This is a genomic window from Aquabacterium sp., assembly GCF_041909175.1.
Taxonomy (GTDB): Bacteria; Pseudomonadota; Gammaproteobacteria; order Burkholderiales; family Burkholderiaceae_C; genus Aquabacterium.
The window spans coordinates 227,444-243,395 of record NZ_JAYRDZ010000005.1; the positions used below are offsets into that span (position 1 = coordinate 227,444).

The 15,952-nt window shown below is 62.3% G+C and carries 12 protein-coding genes; 9 read left to right on the forward strand and 3 right to left on the reverse strand.

Annotation, left to right across the window (positions count from 1 at the left end; translation table 11 throughout):
- The first annotated feature begins 96 nt into the window (after positions 1-96).
- Together ACE3PH_RS09455 and ACE3PH_RS09460 are read left to right on the forward strand one after the other, a co-directional pair.
- A complete protein-coding gene (locus ACE3PH_RS09455; RefSeq protein WP_374318223.1) occupies positions 97-2,910 on the forward strand; it encodes an EAL domain-containing protein in 2,814 nt (937 codons plus the stop codon).
- 108 nt (positions 2,911-3,018) lie between these two features.
- A complete protein-coding gene (locus tag ACE3PH_RS09460; protein WP_374318225.1) occupies positions 3,019-4,044 on the forward strand; it encodes an STAS-like domain-containing protein in 1,026 nt (341 codons plus the stop codon).
- Here ACE3PH_RS09460 and ACE3PH_RS09465 read toward each other — a convergent pair.
- Positions 4,025-4,819 (reverse strand): sulfite exporter TauE/SafE family protein, encoded by a 795-nt coding sequence (locus tag ACE3PH_RS09465; protein ID WP_374318227.1) that lies wholly within the window; start codon positions 4,817-4,819, stop codon positions 4,025-4,027. The two genes, ACE3PH_RS09460 and ACE3PH_RS09465, sit on opposite strands and share 20 nt — an antisense overlap.
- Positions 4,820-4,931: 112 nt before the next feature.
- Between ACE3PH_RS09465 and ACE3PH_RS09470 the strand changes: the two genes are divergently transcribed.
- The 3 genes from ACE3PH_RS09470 to dinB are packed head-to-tail and all read left to right on the forward strand — an operon-like array spanning position 4,932 to position 7,691.
- A complete protein-coding gene (locus ACE3PH_RS09470; protein WP_374318229.1) occupies positions 4,932-5,792 on the forward strand; it encodes an MBL fold metallo-hydrolase in 861 nt (286 codons plus the stop codon).
- 11 nt (positions 5,793-5,803) lie between these two features.
- Positions 5,804-6,496, forward strand: coding sequence for a DUF1345 domain-containing protein (locus ACE3PH_RS09475; protein WP_374318230.1), 693 nt, complete (start codon positions 5,804-5,806; stop codon positions 6,494-6,496).
- 4 nt (positions 6,497-6,500) lie between these two features.
- Positions 6,501-7,691 (forward strand): DNA polymerase IV, encoded by a 1,191-nt coding sequence (gene dinB, locus ACE3PH_RS09480; RefSeq protein WP_374318232.1) that lies wholly within the window; start codon positions 6,501-6,503, stop codon positions 7,689-7,691.
- Here the strand turns inward: dinB and ACE3PH_RS09485 are convergent.
- Positions 7,661-7,936 (reverse strand): DUF1653 domain-containing protein, encoded by a 276-nt coding sequence (locus tag ACE3PH_RS09485; protein WP_374318234.1) that lies wholly within the window; start codon positions 7,934-7,936, stop codon positions 7,661-7,663. The two genes, dinB and ACE3PH_RS09485, sit on opposite strands and share 31 nt — an antisense overlap.
- A 73-nt stretch (positions 7,937-8,009) precedes the next feature.
- On the opposite strand from ACE3PH_RS09485, the gene ACE3PH_RS09490 reads away from it, so the two are divergent.
- Together ACE3PH_RS09490 and ACE3PH_RS09495 are read left to right on the forward strand one after the other, a co-directional pair.
- Positions 8,010-8,714 carry a glutathione binding-like protein gene (locus ACE3PH_RS09490; RefSeq protein WP_374318236.1) on the forward strand — a complete coding sequence of 235 codons (705 nt, stop codon included), beginning with the start codon at positions 8,010-8,012 and terminating at the stop codon, positions 8,712-8,714.
- Between the two features lie 50 nt (positions 8,715-8,764).
- On the forward strand, positions 8,765-10,627 hold the full coding sequence (locus ACE3PH_RS09495) for a polysaccharide biosynthesis protein (protein ID WP_374318238.1): 1,863 nt from the start codon (positions 8,765-8,767) through the stop codon (positions 10,625-10,627).
- 6 nt (positions 10,628-10,633) lie between these two features.
- On the opposite strand, the gene ACE3PH_RS09500 is transcribed toward ACE3PH_RS09495, so the two are convergent.
- The gene (locus tag ACE3PH_RS09500; RefSeq protein ID WP_374318240.1) at positions 10,634-13,438 is read right to left on the reverse strand and encodes a CHASE domain-containing protein; all 2,805 of its coding nucleotides are present in this window, start codon (positions 13,436-13,438) and stop codon (positions 10,634-10,636) included.
- A 281-nt stretch (positions 13,439-13,719) separates the two neighbouring features.
- Between ACE3PH_RS09500 and ACE3PH_RS09505 the strand changes: the two genes are divergently transcribed.
- Positions 13,720-15,165, forward strand: coding sequence for a S41 family peptidase (locus ACE3PH_RS09505; protein ID WP_374318242.1), 1,446 nt, complete (start codon positions 13,720-13,722; stop codon positions 15,163-15,165).
- Positions 15,162-15,938 carry a ThiF family adenylyltransferase gene (locus ACE3PH_RS09510; protein ID WP_374318244.1) on the forward strand — a complete coding sequence of 259 codons (777 nt, stop codon included), beginning with the start codon at positions 15,162-15,164 and terminating at the stop codon, positions 15,936-15,938. The genes ACE3PH_RS09505 and ACE3PH_RS09510 overlap by 4 nt, the downstream gene beginning before the upstream one ends.
- The last annotated feature ends 14 nt before the right edge of the window (positions 15,939-15,952 follow it).

Below are 15,952 nucleotides of genomic sequence, written 5' to 3' on the forward strand. Positions count from 1 at the left end.
CTTGCACTGAGGCGGTGCTGTTCATGTCTGCATACCGTGAAGAATTTGACAGTGCACACAGAATCAGTTTCAAGAACACGGGTGCGTGGGGGCTGAATGCAGGGTCCTGACGCCAACCTGTTTCAGCAGCTCGTCGAGGCGGCTCCGGATGCCATTGCGCGTCACGACCTCGATTTGCGCTGCACATACGCGAATGCCACCTTTCTGTCTGCACTTGGCCTGACCCGAGGCGCCGTCATGGGGCGTCGCCCTGATGAGCTGCCGTTGAACTTCGACGCCAGCATTTACGCGGCATACCTGCGAAAAGCGCTGGATTCAGGCATGCCGCAGCTGTTTCAGCTGGATTGGCAGGGTCTGGATGGCGCTCGGCGCTGGGTGCAGGTTCGCATGCAGGTTGAAATGGATGCTGCCGGGCAGATCCAAGGTGTCCTGGCACTGTCTCAGGACATCACTGCCATGAAGGCGCTCCAGATCAAACTGGAAAAGGCCGAGCGACTGGCCAGCATGGGGTTCTGGGAAATCGATCTGGTGACCGGTCAAAGCCGCATGTCGCAGGAGGCCTGCCGATTGGTTGGCCAGCAGCCGGGCTGGTCGCCGACCAAGGAGGAGATCCTGGCGCAGATGCTGGAGCCCAGCCGCAGCCATGTTCGCCAGTTGTATCTCGATGCCTACGAGAAAAAATTACCGACGCTGGCTTACGAATACAAGATTGGCTTGCCCAACGGCGAGCACCTTCATCTGTCGTGCAACGCCGAGTTCACGTACTCCGATGATGGGCAGCCGACACGTGTCTTTGCCGTGTCCCAGGACATCACCAGCCGGGTTCATGCGCAGAGCTTGCTTGAAATGCGCCAGCGTGAAGCCAGCATCATGATGGACAACACGCCGGACACGGTGGCGCGCTACGACCAGGATTGCCGCCGGGTCTACGTGAATGCGGCGATGATCCGCGCCAGCGGCCTGACTCGCGACGAATTGCTGGGGCTTCGCCCGACGGAGCACCGCAATGGCAACCCGCAGGCGCAGCCTTTCGAGCAGCTTGTCTGGGAGGTGCTGAAAACCGGGGAAGAGCGGCAGTACCGCTACTGCTATCAGCCGCGTACCAAACGGGCGCGCACCTATCACGTTCGCATCGTGCCAGAGCGAGACGGGATGGGGCACGTGGTCAGCGTGCTGGCCATTGGCCGGGACGTCAGCGAGTTCGAGGAGGCGCAGCGCAAGCTGTCGGACGCCCAGCACATCGCGCGCATCGGCTACTGGGAATGGGACTGCACGAATGGTCCGGATGCCGGGGTGCAATGTGTCGGCTCCGAAGTGCTGGGGTTTCCCGGTGTCGACCGCATTCTGCTGCGCGACTTCCACGCCACGATCCCGGCGGACGAGCGCGAGGCCATGCTGCAACGCTACCGTCAGGCATTCGTCAACCAGGAGGCCGGCTTCCGTTACGAACATGGTCTGGTCTCCCCGGATGGCAGCCGACGTGAAACCCATAACTGGGTGCGGCTTGAGTACGACACCAAGGGCCGCGCCATCCATGCCTTGGGCGTCACGCAGGATGTGACCGACCTCAAGGCGCTGCAACGGCAGACGCACCGGCTCGAGTTCTATGATCCGCTCACGCAATTGCCCAACCGGACGCTGCTCAACGAGCGACTCAAACAGGCGCTGACAGAAGCCGGCCAAACGGGTGACAGCGTGGGCGTGGTGCTGCTCGACATCGACCACTTCCAGAAGATCAACGATTCGCTGGGCGCACCAGTCGGTGATGGCCTGCTGCAGGCCGTGGCCGCACGTTTGACATTGGCCTTGCGCGAGTACGACACCGTGGCACGTCTGGGGGGAGACGAGTTCGCCCTGATCGTGCCGCAGATCAAGCAGCGGGCCGATCTCGATGTGGTGGCCGCGCGCGTCAAGGGCGTGTTCCAGGCCCCTTATTTCCTGCAAGAGACCGAATACGTGGTCACCGCCAGTGCAGGCATCGCGGTGTATCCGGTTGACGGTGCCGATGTGGCCGAGTTGCTGGCGCATGCCGATGCGGCGATGTACCACGCCAAGCATTGCGGGCGGGACAACTTCCAGTTCTATGCCAGGGAGCTCACCGCATCCGCGCGTGACCGACTGAAGATCGAAGCCGATCTGCGCAAGGCGCTGGAGCGTGGCGAGCTGGAACTCTTCTATCAGCCGAAAATTGATCTGGTCGATGGCGACATCTCGGGCGCAGAGGCCTTGATGCGCTGGCGTCATCCTGAGCGGGGCCTGGTGCCGCCCGACAAGTTCATCGCCATCGCGGAAGACACCGGCATGATCATCGACATGGGTGAATGGGCTTTGAAGGAGGCGTGTGCCACCGTGGCCCGCTGGAACAGCAGCCATGTGCGGGCCCGCGACATGCGGATGGCGGTGAACCTCTCGCCGCGCCAGTTCTATACCGGTGATCTGGTCGGCACGGTGCGCAAGGTGCTGGCGGCCACAGCTTGCCAGCCTCAGTGGCTCGAGCTGGAGATCACCGAGAGCCTGTTGCTCAATGATCGGGTCGATATCCGGACCATCCTCGAACAGCTGCATGGCCTGGGCGTCACCATCGCCATCGATGATTTCGGCACGGGCTATTCGGCCTTGTCCTATCTCACCCGGTTCCCGGTGGACACCATCAAGATCGACCGGTCTTTCATCCGTGAGCTGACCACCGACCGTGACAGTGCCGTGCTGGCCAAGGCCATCGTGACGCTGGCACGCAGCCTGCGTATGGAAGTGGTCGCCGAAGGTGTCGAGAGCGAACAGCAGCGCGACCACCTGGGCTCGTGGGGCTGCCACATGGTGCAAGGCTTCCTCTACAGCCGGCCGTTGCCGATTCAGGAATTCGAAGCGCTGCTGAGCACCTGGCCCGTCCCAGCAGCGGCCACTCATTGAGGTCGGGCTCGGCGTCGGCCCCGAAATGGCGGGTGAAACGCCTGTTCATTCCGCTTTAGAAGGGCGGGGTGCATTTCCATACTCGGATCAGCTGAAAGGATGCTGATCATGACCCCGCTTCACCTGCACCAACTCACCAGCTGGATCACCACGGCGGCCGTGCGCCACCCGCACGACCTCAGTGCCTATGTGGCAGAGCGAACGGGCTCGAGCCGCCCTGCCGTGCGCAAGGCCCTGGTCAGACTGATCGAATCTGGCTGGCTGGAGAAAAGTGGGCCTGTGTCCAAGCCGGTCTTCAAGCCGGGTCTGATGCGGCAGGTGGTCATGAGTTATCCCGTTGGCGGTTTGCAGGAAGACCTGCCATGGGCCCGCGACTTCGCCCCCTATGTCACGCTGCCGGCAACGGTGTCGCGCATGATGCAGCACATCTTTGGCGAAATCCTCAACAACGCCATCGAGCACAGCGGGGGCACGGCGGTGACGGTGTCCATGCGCCAGACCGCCAGCCATGTGCAGTTGCTGATCTCGGATGACGGCCAGGGCCTGTTCGATCACATCCGCGAGTTCTTTGCGATTGATGATCCCGAACTCGCGATGCTGGAACTCAGCAAGGGCAAGCTCACCAGCTTGCCTGATTGCCACACCGGGCGTGGGCTGTTTTTCTCCTCCCAACTGGCCGATGTGTTCGAGATCCATGCCAATGGTTCGAAGTTCCAGCGTCGCGCCTGGGAAGAGGGCCGCTGGCATGGTGGGCGTCCGCTGGAGCGTCGAGGCACCTCGGTCTACGCTTCCATTTCCCTGGACACCACGCGCTCTTTTGATGCGGTGCTGGCCAACTGGAGCAGCGACCGCGAGGGTGTTGAATTCGATTGCACGCGTGTGCCTCTGCGGTTCCTGTTGTCCCAAGGGGTGGCGCTCGATTCGCGTGCACAGGCACGGCGTGCGGTGTCGCGCCTGCAGCAATTCCGCCATGCCGAGATCGACTTTGATGGCGTGACCGAAGTCAGCCACAGTTTTGCCGATGAGCTGTTCCGTGTTTTTGCCCGTCAACACCCCGAGATCCGACTGATTCCGGCCAACATGAGCCCGCGCATCTCGATGCTGGTTCAGTCCGTCACAGCCACGGCAGGCTGATCGCCACGGCAATCAGTACACAGGCAAAACCAATTTGTACCCTGCGCGCACTCAGCTTGCGCGCAAGCAGCCGGCCGGCGACCATGCCGCTGGCCGTGGCGCCACTGAACGCCAGGGTCACCTCCATGGGCAGTTGGGCGCCATGCAGCAGGGCGCTGACCACGCCCCCGCAGCCGACCAGGGCGATCACCAGCAAGGACGTGGCGACAATGCCATGCATGGCCAGGTGGGTGAAACGCCTGAGCAGGGGCACCATCACGAAACCACCGCCTACACCTAGCAAGCCCGTGGTGAAACCCGTGGTGGCCCCGATGGCCGCGAGCATCAAGGCCGTCGGCACCGTCCAGGTGAACCGGCCCGTATCGGGGTTGATGCGTCCCAGATCGCTGAGGAAGCCTGCTTCGATGCTGTCATGCTGCTGGCCTTTGCCCGTGCGCAGCAGGCGCCAGGCCACGAACAACATCACGATGGCAAACAGCATACGCAAGGTGTGCTGAGAGGTCAGGGCGGCCAGACGCTGCCCCAAGGTTGTCATGGGCACGCCAGCACAGGCCATCAGGATGGCGGCCTTGTAGCGCACCAGTCCGCGACGCAAACCCTCCAGGGCACCGAGTCCGGCGCTGCCAGCCACCGCGATCAAGGCCACGGGGGCAGCCTGCTGCATGCTCCAGCCCATGCCGGCCACCAAAGACGGCACGGCCAGGATGCCTCCACCTGCGCCACTCAGGCCCAACACGGCCCCGAGCAGCAATCCAAGAAACAAGGTGAGGGTCATGGGCAGTCTCAGTGGCACAGTGCGCTGAACAGGCACATGCTCCGTGTGTTTGTATATGCGTTGTTATTATAAGGTAATGCAAAAAACACATAAGCAACTGACTGGAGCAGGCATGGTTCCCCAGATTGAGGCGTTCTTCGACCCGGCCACCTGGACCTACAGCTACGTCGTTTTCGACCAGATGGGCGGGCATGCGGTGATCATCGACCCGGTGCTGGACTATGACCCCAAGTCCGGACGCACGACAACGCGGTCAGCCGATGCGCTGTGTGCCTTCGTGGCAGCACAGCAGCTTCGTGTGGCATGGATCCTGGAAACGCATGCCCATGCGGATCACCTGTCGGCCGCGCATCTTCTGCGATCCCGTTTGGGAGCGCGTGTCGCCATTGGTGCGGCCATTCTGCAGGTGCAGTCGGTTTTCAAAGGCATCTTCAACCTGGGGGACGAGTTCGCCGCCGATGGACACCACTTCGACCTTCTGCTGGCAGACCAGGACACTTTGACGGTGGGGGGGCTCACCATCCGCGCTTGGGCTGTGCCGGGGCACACACCAGCAGACATGGCATATGAGATTGGTGATGCGCTCTTTGTGGGCGACACCCTGTTCATGCCCGATGTGGGGACCGCGCGTTGCGATTTCCCTGGCGGCGATGCCAGCACCCTGTACCGCTCCATCCAGCGGCTGCTGTCGTTCCCTGATGACACACGCTTGTGCATGTGCCATGACTACCCACCGGCTGGACGGGCGCCCATGTGGTGCTCCACGGTGGCCGAGCAGAAGGCGGGCAACATCCATGTGGGCCATGGCCGGGACGAGGCCGGCTTCGTGTCGATGCGTCAGGCACGCGATGCCACCCTCGACATGCCGGTGTTGCTTTTGCCTGCCGTCCAGATCAATATCCGGGCCGGGCAATTTCCGCCACCGGAACCAAACGGGGCGAGTTACCTCAAAATTCCCCTGAATCAACTCTGACCCAGGTCCACGTGACGTCGTCGCCAGTTCGCTCATCCTTGACCGGTAATCTGCTGTTGCGCCATGTGCGCGCCCGACCGCGCCTGTTCGTGGGTGCCGTGTTCGGTGCCCTGCTGGGCCTGTTGCTGCCTGTCGCCTGGGTTGCACATCCGGTCGCGCGGGCACTGGTGGCCTGGAATGCCGGCGCACTGCTGTACCTGGTGATGGCGGCCATCATGATGGTGCGTGCCTCCAGCCACCGCACCCAAGTGCAGTCGCGCCATCAGGACGTTCAGCCCTGGCTGGTGCTGATGATGGTGGTGCTGGCGGCGCTGGCCAGCCTGGTGGCCATCGTCATGGAACTGGGGGTCGCCAAGGACCTGCATGGCTGGAACCGCAGCGCCCACATCGCCTTGGCCTGTCTGACCATCGTGACATCATGGGCCTTCACCCATGTGATGTTCGCCCTGCATTACGCCCACGAGTACTACCGGGTGCTGGGTGAAGGTGATCCCGCGCCGCTAGATTTTCCCGGTGGCACGGCACCGACCTATGTCGATTTTCTCTACATGTCGATGGTGATTGGCACATCGGGCCAGACAGCAGATGTGGCCTTGGCCAGCTCCGGCATGCGTCGCATCGGCTTGCTGCATTGCACCCTGGCTTTCGCTTTCAACACGACCGTGCTGGCGCTGATGATCAACATCGCAGCCGGTTTGATCTGATGGGTTGAAACCGTTGACGTTGCGCTGGATCGCCCACCTCGACATGGATGCGTTTTATGCATCGGTGGAGCTGTTGCGTTATCCGCAGCTCAAGGGCGAAGCCGTGGTCATCGGCGGCCGCAGGCGCGTCGCCCTGGATGAAGCCAGTGGCGAGCCTGTGTTCGAGCGCTTGAGGGACTACGCCGGTCGTGGCGTCATCACCACCGCAACCTACCCGGCGCGTGCCATGGGGGTGCATTCGGGCATGGGTCTGATGAAGGCGGCCCAGCTCGCACCGGATGCCTACCTGTTGCCGCTTGACTTTGATCGCTACCGGCATTTTTCTCGCTTGTTCAAGTCTGCGGTGGCCTCCATCGCACCAGTGATCGAAGACCGTGGCATCGATGAAATCTACATAGACCTCAGTGAGGTGCCGGGCATGCAGGCGTCCGACCCGGCAGATCCCTGTGCCGGTGTGCGCGATGTCGCTGCACGCATCAAGGCGGCAGTGCGTGCTGCCACCGGCTTGAGTTGCTCCATCGGCGTCACACCGAACAAGCTCCTGTCCAAGTTGTGCTCCGATCTGGAGAAGCCGGATGGTCTGACGGTGCTGACCGCATCCGATGTGCCGGCTCGCATCTGGCCTTTGCCTGTAGCCCGCGTCAATGGCATCGGCCCCAAGGCCAACGAGCGCCTGCACACACTGGGTCTCGATACCATCGGGCAGTTGGCAGCGGCTGATCCGGCCTTTCTGCAGCGTCACTTCGGTACCCGTTACGGCCAGTGGCTGCACGACGCCGCGCATGGCCGAGATGAGCGGCCGGTGGTGACCTGGCGGGAGCCCAAATCACTCAGCCGGGAGACCACTTTCGAGCGCGATCTCCACCCGCGTGAAGATCGCCTCCAGTTGGGGCAACTCTTCACGCAGTTGTGCGAGAGGCTGGCTGATGACCTGCAGCGCAAGGGTTACGTTGGGCGCACGGTGGGCATCAAGTTGCGCTACGACGACTTCCACATCGTCACGCGCAGCATCACCATGCCGGCCGCGACACGTGACCCACAAGTGATCAGGCTGTGGGCCGGGCGCTGCCTCAAGACCGCGCCGCTGGATCGGCGCCTGCGCCTGCTGGGCGTCAAGATGGAGGGGCTGATCAAGGGTGACGGGCGCGCCGAGCTGGAGGCCGATCACCTGGGTGAATCATTGCCCTTGTTCTGAGTGTCGCCTTCCCAGCGAAAGCGAGGCTGCCGTACGCCATTTACCTCCACGTGTTCGATGAACATGTCATACGGGCGGACCCACAATGCCTGCTCGCCATACAGCGGCCGGTACACCACCATGGGTTCCAGTGTTTCGCTGTGCCGAGCCAACCCGATCACCTCGTAGGGCAGGTCCTTGTAGTGGCGGTAAAGGCCCAGCTTCAGTGGGGGCAGCGGGGGGAGAGGGGCATCGTCCGGATTCATGTCCTCATTGTCGGTGGGTTTGTACAGGTGAAGGCATGATGGTGCACATGTCTGCCTACCTGGATGCATCACCATGATCGACCTGTACTACTGGACCACCCCTAACGGCCACAAGATCACGCTGTTTCTGGAAGAGGCCGGTTTGCCCTATCGCATCTTGCCGGTGAACATCGGCAAGGGTGATCAGTTCAAGCCCGAGTTCCTGCAGATTGCCCCCAACAACCGCATCCCGGCCATCGTCGATCACCAGCCTGCAGACGGCGGCGTGCCGCTGAGTCTGTTCGAATCAGGGGCCATCCTGCTGTATCTGGCAGAGAAGACGGGGCGGTTCATTCCGGATGACCTCCGAGGCCGCCAGGAAGTCATCCAGTGGCTGTTCTGGCAGATGGCAGGCCTGGGCCCGATGGCGGGACAGAACCACCATTTCAGCCAGTACGCCCCCGAGAAGATTCCCTACGCCATCGAGCGCTACACCAAGGAAACGGCCCGTCTGTATGCTGTGCTGGACCGTCAGTTGCAGGACCGTGACTACATCGCCGGCAGCTACTCCATTGCCGACATGGCCTGCTACCCCTGGGTGGTGCCGCATGAGCGCCAGGGCCAGAACCTCGATGATTTTCCCCACCTGAAGCGCTGGTTTGAAGACGTTGCGGCCAGGCCGGCCACGCAACGCGCCTACGCGAGGGCGGCAGAAGTCAATCCAGACCAGGCTTCGACGGTCAATCAAGCCTCGCGCAGCGTGCTTTTCGGGCAGGATGCCGGCACAGTCAAACGTTGAACGGGCGGGCGGAGGCACAATCACGGCTTGCTGCCTGAATTTTGCCGCCCATGTTCTGGACCGCCCTGAACCCCTTTCTTGACCAGCTTCGCCCCCGCCGGCAACTGGTCGTGCTGCTTGTCGATGCCCTGCTGATTCTGCTTGCCTGGCATGCCACCTACCTGTTTCGCATGGGGGTGGAGCGCTGGCTGCATGAGCGCCCCCATTACGACTGGGCCGTGCTGCTGGGTGTGGTGGCGGTGTATTCGGTGCTGTCCTGGGCGCTCAATGTGCCACGCGCATCCTGGCGCTACACCAGCTTCAGCGACATCACCCGGCTGGCCGTGATGTGCCTTGGTGCCGGCCTGGCCTGCGCTGTCATCGTGCTGATGGCCCAGCTGGTCGAGGTGCCGCGCGCGGTGCTGGCCTTGCACCCGTTCTTTTCGCTGGCCACCTTGTCGCTGGCGCGCATGTCCGTTCGCGTCCTCAGTGAACATGAGCGTGCACGTCGCTTCGGAGGGGATGGGGTAGAGCACCGGGCGCTGATCCTGGGCGCCGGGGCCGCTGCCAAGCTCCTGCTGGCAGGTATCCAGCACCGCGGTTGGTCTGTGGTCGGCATGCTTGATGACAACCCGTCCAAGCAAGGCGCCAGCATGGCCGGTGTATCGGTCTGGGGTGGCCTGGATCTGTTGCAGGACCAGGACGCCATCAAGGATGTCACCCACCTGATCATGGCCATGCCATCGGCCACGCGGGCCCAGCGCAAGCGTGTCCTCGACATGGCGGTTCCCACCGGGCTGCCCATTCTGACGGTTCCCAGTGCGGAAGAGTTGCGTGATGGACGCTCCCGTATCGAGCGCGTCCGTGACATCCAGCCCGATGATCTGCTGGGCCGCGATCCCGTCAAACTGGACGAAACCGCCGTCTCCGATCTGATCAACGGTCAGGTCGTGATGGTCACGGGTGCTGGTGGCTCGATTGGCTCCGAGTTGTGCCGCCAGATTGCCCGGTTTGGTCCCAGCCGCCTGGTACTGTTCGAGCTCAGTGAATTCGCCCTCTACACGGTGGAGCAGGACCTCAGCGAGCGCTTCCCGCATCTGCCCCTGGTGCGCCTGGTGGGTGATGTCAAGAACCTGGAAGACCTGCGTCGGGTGATGGCCGAACACCGGCCAGGACTGGTCTTCCATGCGGCGGCCTACAAACATGTGCCGCTGATGGAAAACGACAACGCCTGGATTGCCTTGCGCAACAACACCCTGGGTACCTATCAGGTGGCGCAGGCTGCTGCAGAGGCTGGGGTGCAACGCTTTGTCCTCATCTCCACGGACAAGGCCGTCAACCCTACCAATGTGATGGGGGCCACCAAGCGGGCGGCCGAGATGGTGGTGTCGCACTGGTCTGCCAAGGCGCCTGGCACGCGCTTCATGGCCGTGCGTTTCGGCAATGTGCTGGGCTCCAGTGGCAGCGTCATTCCGAAGTTCAAGGAGCAGATCGCCAAGGGCGGGCCAGTTACCGTCACCCACCCTGAGATCACGCGCTATTTCATGACGATCCCCGAGGCGGCCCAATTGGTGCTGCAAGCTGCCGCGCTGGCGGAAAGCGGCCAGGTCTTCGTCATGGACATGGGTGAGGCTGTCAAGATTGCGGACCTGGCGCGCGAGATGATCCGCTTGTCAGGCCATACCGAAGCAGAGATCCCGGTGGTGTTCAGCGGGCTGCGGCCGGGTGAGAAGCTCTATGAAGAGCTGCTGGCAGATGACGACACGACCTTGCCGACGCCTCACCCGCGCTTGAGACTGGCCCAGTTGAAAGGCGAATTGCCGGCCGACTGGATCGACCGTCTGCTGTTGCTGGCGCATGATGAAACCGCCAGCGCCCCGCCAGTGCTGCGTGCTCGTCTGCACGAACTGGTACCCGAATACCAGCCACGCTGAGCGGCATCAATTCGACAGCAGATCGTCCAGCCTGTTGAGTAACTCCGGGATGTTGATCGGCTTGGTCAGGTAGGCAGTGGCCCCAGCAGCCATGGCTGCGTGAATGCGTTCGGGCATGGCGTCTGCAGAGATCACGATCACGGGGACCGCATTGGACGCCAGTGTTGTCTTCACCTGTTTGAGCAACTCCAGGCCTGAAATATCCGGCAGGTGCATGTCCAGCAGGATCAGGTCCGGCTTTGACCCCTTGGTACGGTCCAGTACGGCAGCCAGCCCGGCCGATCCAGTCTTGGCTACTGTCAGCTTGATCCAGGGCCGTGAGGCCAGCGCACTGCGGACCAGCTCCGCATTGGCCAGGTTGTCCTCGACATAGAGCACTTCCTTGCGGGCGCGAGGCGTCAGTGTTTCGGATGTCGCTTCGTTTGTCGCGTGTTCATTTGCCCTGGTCGAGTCGGCGGGCAGGGGCAAGAGCGCGCTGGCAGGCAAGGTCAGGGTGAACGAAGACCCTTCACCCTCCGTGCTGCTGAAGCTGAGCTCGCCTTTCATCATGCGGGCCAGATGCTGGCTGATGACCAGCCCGATGCCGACACCATCGGCTGACATGCGCTCGCGACCCAGGCGGTTGAACGGCTGAAACAGCTGCGCTTGCTGCGCTTCGCTCATGCCCAGACCGGTGTCGATCACCGAAATGCGGAACTGCGCTGCGCCATCGGCATCCTTGTCCACCGCGGTGTGGATCGTGATGGTGCCGTTCGGTCGGTTGTACTTGATGGCGTTGCCCAGCAGGTTGATCAGAATCTGGCGAACCCGGGTGCGGTCGGCATGGATGCCCCAACCCACCGGGCCCGGTGCGCGCGGCATGATCTTCACCAGGTGCTTCTGGGCCGCCTCCTGAACCATCTGGACAGCCGACTCGATCACTTCGCTGGCCGCCACTTCTTCGGGTGCGAGCTTGATCGTGCCCGTGTCGATGCGGGACAGATCGAGCACGTCGTCAATCATCTCCAGCAGGTGCCAGCCAGCCTGTTGAATCTGCTGCAGACGGTTCCGCTGGCTGACGGGCAAGGGCGTTTGCTGGTCCAGTTCCATGACCTGAGCAAAACCGAGCACGGCATTGAGTGGTGTGCGCAACTCATGACTCATGCGCGACAGGAATTCGCTTTTGGCACGGTTGGCCGATTCCGCCTCGGCCTGCTTTTGGCGGGCCTGGGCCATGGCCTCTTCCACCCGCTTGGTCCGGCCTGTGATGACGAGCAGCAAGGCACCCAGGGCGGCAGCCAGCGTCACACCACCGATGGTCACCAGCCACGACCAGGCGAGGTTGTCTAAAAGGGGCGGGCGTTCGCTGGACCACACCACCAATTGCCAGGGGCGGTTGGCAAAAGTCAGGTCAACAGTCTGATAGTGCAGTGGCTTGAACTGGCCGTGTGGGGCCGTCAGCGGGCAACCCGACTCTCCGCCGAGCGCTTTACCGTCGGTCACGTCGACCATGCAGGCATGCAGATAACTGGGGTGCCCTGCGGTGGTCGCCTTGATCATGTCGTCCATCCGCAATGTCAGGAACATGACCCCGGTGGTGGTTTGCCGCAACTCATCCAAGGTGACGGGGCGCCCCCTGTGGACAGCTTTGTACAGCACCACCCCTGTTTGCTGGCCGACTTCTTGCACCAGCTTGAGGCCGCTAGACGCCACAGCGGCGTCGGTGGTGCTGGCAGCCTCGAAGTTGGCTCGGGCTATGGGGTTCGACAGCACGTTGTAGCCGAAGGCAGCACCATTGAGTCCGGCGGGCTCGACGTAACGGATGGCCACGACTTCATCACGTGGGGCCGGTTGGTTGGGTGCGTTGAAAACCCGGTATCCAGCCATGCCTTCAGCCCGTTGTGCCCGCTCGAATGCCGGTACATCGGCGGTCGGGATGCGTTCACTCCAACCGATGGCTTGAACCCCTGCCAGGGTTGACAGCCAGAATTCACTGAGCGTTCTGAACTCCTGGCGGGTAATGGCTTCCGATGCAATGGCTGCGCCGTGCAGGGCCTCGATGGCATACAGATAGCCATTGAGTCGCGCCCTGACGTTGGCGCTCATGGCCTGTGTATCCCGCGCAAACACGGCGTCTTCCCGTTCTTTTTCCCAGCGCTGTACCTCCACGATGGTCCAACCCAGCAGCAGTGTGGTCACGAACATCGGGATGGCGACAAGCCGTCGACGGCTGCGCCACAAATCGGCGGGTTGCCCCACCAAGGTCAGCATCACTGGTGCCCCAATCAGCACGCCCAGGGCATCGCCCGCCCACCACGACCCGGCCATGGTCAGTGCGTCGTCAAACGGCATGTCGGTCACGATGGATTGAACAGTCGTGACCCCTGCTGCGTTGATCAGACAGGCCAGCACGCCGGCCATCAGCATGAAGCGCGCAATTTCCCGTGGCGACTCTAGGCGCAAGGGCGATGAGGGGTGTACACCGCTCCAGCGGGCACCTAGCCAAGCCTGCAAAGCGGCGCCTGAACAAGTGGCCAGGCACATCGGCAGCAGCACCCGCCAGGATGGCCATGGAGAAGACGGCAACCCTGATGCCAGCAGCATGACAGTGGCAGCGCCCAGCCCCACGGGGATCACCATCCATCGACCCCAACCCAGCACGCAAGCCAAGGCGATACCCGCCGGCAGGTACAGCGGGATGACAATGTTGGTTGGATTGCTCAGTACAAGCGAGACAAGCCCGGCGCCTGCATAGGCCAGCCAGGTCAAAAAGCCCTTGATCAGCAAGGGATGGACAGGGAGCGCTCGTCCGCCGGGGCGCGTGATGGACATCGTGCTTCGAGTTGTGTTTTTCGGAACTGACCTTAACATCAGCCGCTCACTTCTGACACAGAAGAATTGCGTAATTTCAGGATAGTTTTTGGGGTTAAGCCAGATATGCTCCCAATCGGAAACTGTCGCGAACCCCCCGAAATCCGGTTCGAAAGGCAGGAATGAGGGGAGTCCTGCCACTTATTGCGCTTCGAGACTCGCTTGTCGGTCCTATACTGGACCATCGCGGTGCATTTCCCATGGTTTGGAAATGCCGCAGGGGAATTGAAGACCATCACGCCATGACGTCGAAATTGAAAATTGCAGGCTGGGTTGCGCTGGGTGCGCTGGCCGGCGGGCTGACCACCATGCAGTTCACGGCGACTGCTCGCAGCAGTGTCGCACCCTTGCCGCTTGAAGAGATGCAGCAGCTGGCTGCCGTCTTCGGCATGATCAAGACCGATTACGTCGACCCGGTCGATGAAAAGAAGCTGATCAGCAACGCCATCAGCGGCATGGTGTCAGGGCTGGACCCGCACTCGGTTTATTTCGACAAGACCAGCTTCAAGGAATTCCGTGAAGGCACGACCGGCAGGTTTGTCGGTGTGGGCATCGAAATCGGCATGGAAGACGGTCTGGTCAAGATCGTGTCGCCGATCGAAGGCTCGCCCGCCTTCCGCGCCGGCCTCAAGAGTGGTGACCTCATCACCAAGATCGATGACACCTTCGTCAAGGGTTTGACCATTGATCAGGCCGTCAAGCGCATGCGCGGCGAGCCCAATACCAAGGTGGTCCTGACCATTTTCCGCAAGTCGGACAACCGCACCTTCCCCGTCACGATCGTGCGCGAAGAAATCCGCGTCCAGTCGGTGCGAACCAAGATCGTCGAGCCAGGCTACGGCTGGGTACGCATCACCCAGTTCCAGGATCGCACGGTTGAAGACTTCGTCACCAAGGTCGACAAGCTCTTCAAGGACGACCCCAAGCTCAAGGGCCTGGTGCTGGACCTGCGTAACGACCCGGGTGGCCTGCTTGAAGGTGCCGTGGCTGTGTCTGCCGCCTTCCTGCCCAAGGATGCCGTGGTGGTGAGCACCAATGGCCAGTTGCCCGAATCGAAGGCCGTCTTCAAGGCCCGTCCGGAAGACTATTCGCGCCGTGTGGGTGTGGACCCCTTGTCGCGACTGCCTGCTGCCATCAAGTCGATCCCCTTGATCGTGTTGGTCAATGAAGGCTCTGCCTCGGCTTCCGAAATCGTCTCGGGGGCGCTGCAGGACCACAAGCGCGCCATGATCATGGGTGCCCAGACCTTCGGCAAGGGCTCGGTCCAGACCGTGCGCCAGTTGACGGCTGACACGGCCTTGAAGATCACCACCGCCCGTTATTACACGCCGAGCGGCCGCTCCATCCAGGCCAAGGGCATTGTGCCCGATGTGATGCTGGACGAAACCGCCGATGGCAACCTCTATGGTGCCCTGCGTGTGCGTGAAGCCGATCTGGAAAAGCACATCACCAGCGGCCAGGGTGCAGAAGACAAGGACGCAGCCCGCGAAAAGGCCCGTGAAGATGCCTTGCGCAAACTGGAAGAGGCCAACCTCGCCAAGAAGGGCGATCAGGCCAAGCCGCTGCCTGAATTTGGTAGCGCCGAAGACTTCCAGTTGCAACAGGCACTCAACCAGCTCAAGGGCAAGCCGGTCGATGTCTCCAAGACCATGACCGAACGCAAGGAAGAGGACAGCAAGTCTCAGTGAACGACGAACAGCAACTGCGGTATAGCCGCCATCTGCTGCTCAACGAGTGGTCGGAGGACGCGCAGGAGCGGCTGTTATCGGCGCATGCCCTGGTGATCGGGGCGGGTGGCCTGGGGGCGCCGGCCCTGATGTACCTGGCTGGTGCCGGGGTGGGGCGCATCACGGTCATCGACCCCGATACCGTTGACCTCACCAACCTGCAGCGTCAGATCGTGCACACGACAGCACGTGTGGGCGAACCCAAGGTGCTGTCTGTGCTGGAGCAGTTGGGGCAGGTCAATCCAGAAGTAGAGGTCACGCCCGTGTTCGCTGCGGCGGACCCGGCCTTGCTGGCCGAGTGGGTGCCGCAAGCGGATGTGGTGCTCGACTGCACCGACCGTTTCGAGATCCGCCAGCAGATCAACCAGGCCTGTCGCGCCGCGGGTAAACCGCTGGTGTCGGCGTCGGCTGTGCGTTTCGATGGCCAGATCAGTGTGTTCGATCCACGGGTGCCCGAGGCCCCGTGCTATGCCTGCCTGTTTCCCCCTGATCAGCCTCCGCCGGAAACCCGCTGTGCGACCCTGGGCATCTTTGCCCCGGTCGTCGGCATGATGGGGGTGGTGCAGGCCGGTGAGGCCATCAAATTGCTGGTGCAGGATGCCGGCGCCTGGCCTGATCACCAGGGGCTGGCAGGGCGCTTGCTCATGCTGGATGGCCGCACTTGGCGCTGGACCGAACTGCGCGCCCGTCGTGAACCCCGTTGCCCGGTCTGCGGGCCTTTCCATTCATCCTGACTCTCAGGCATTTG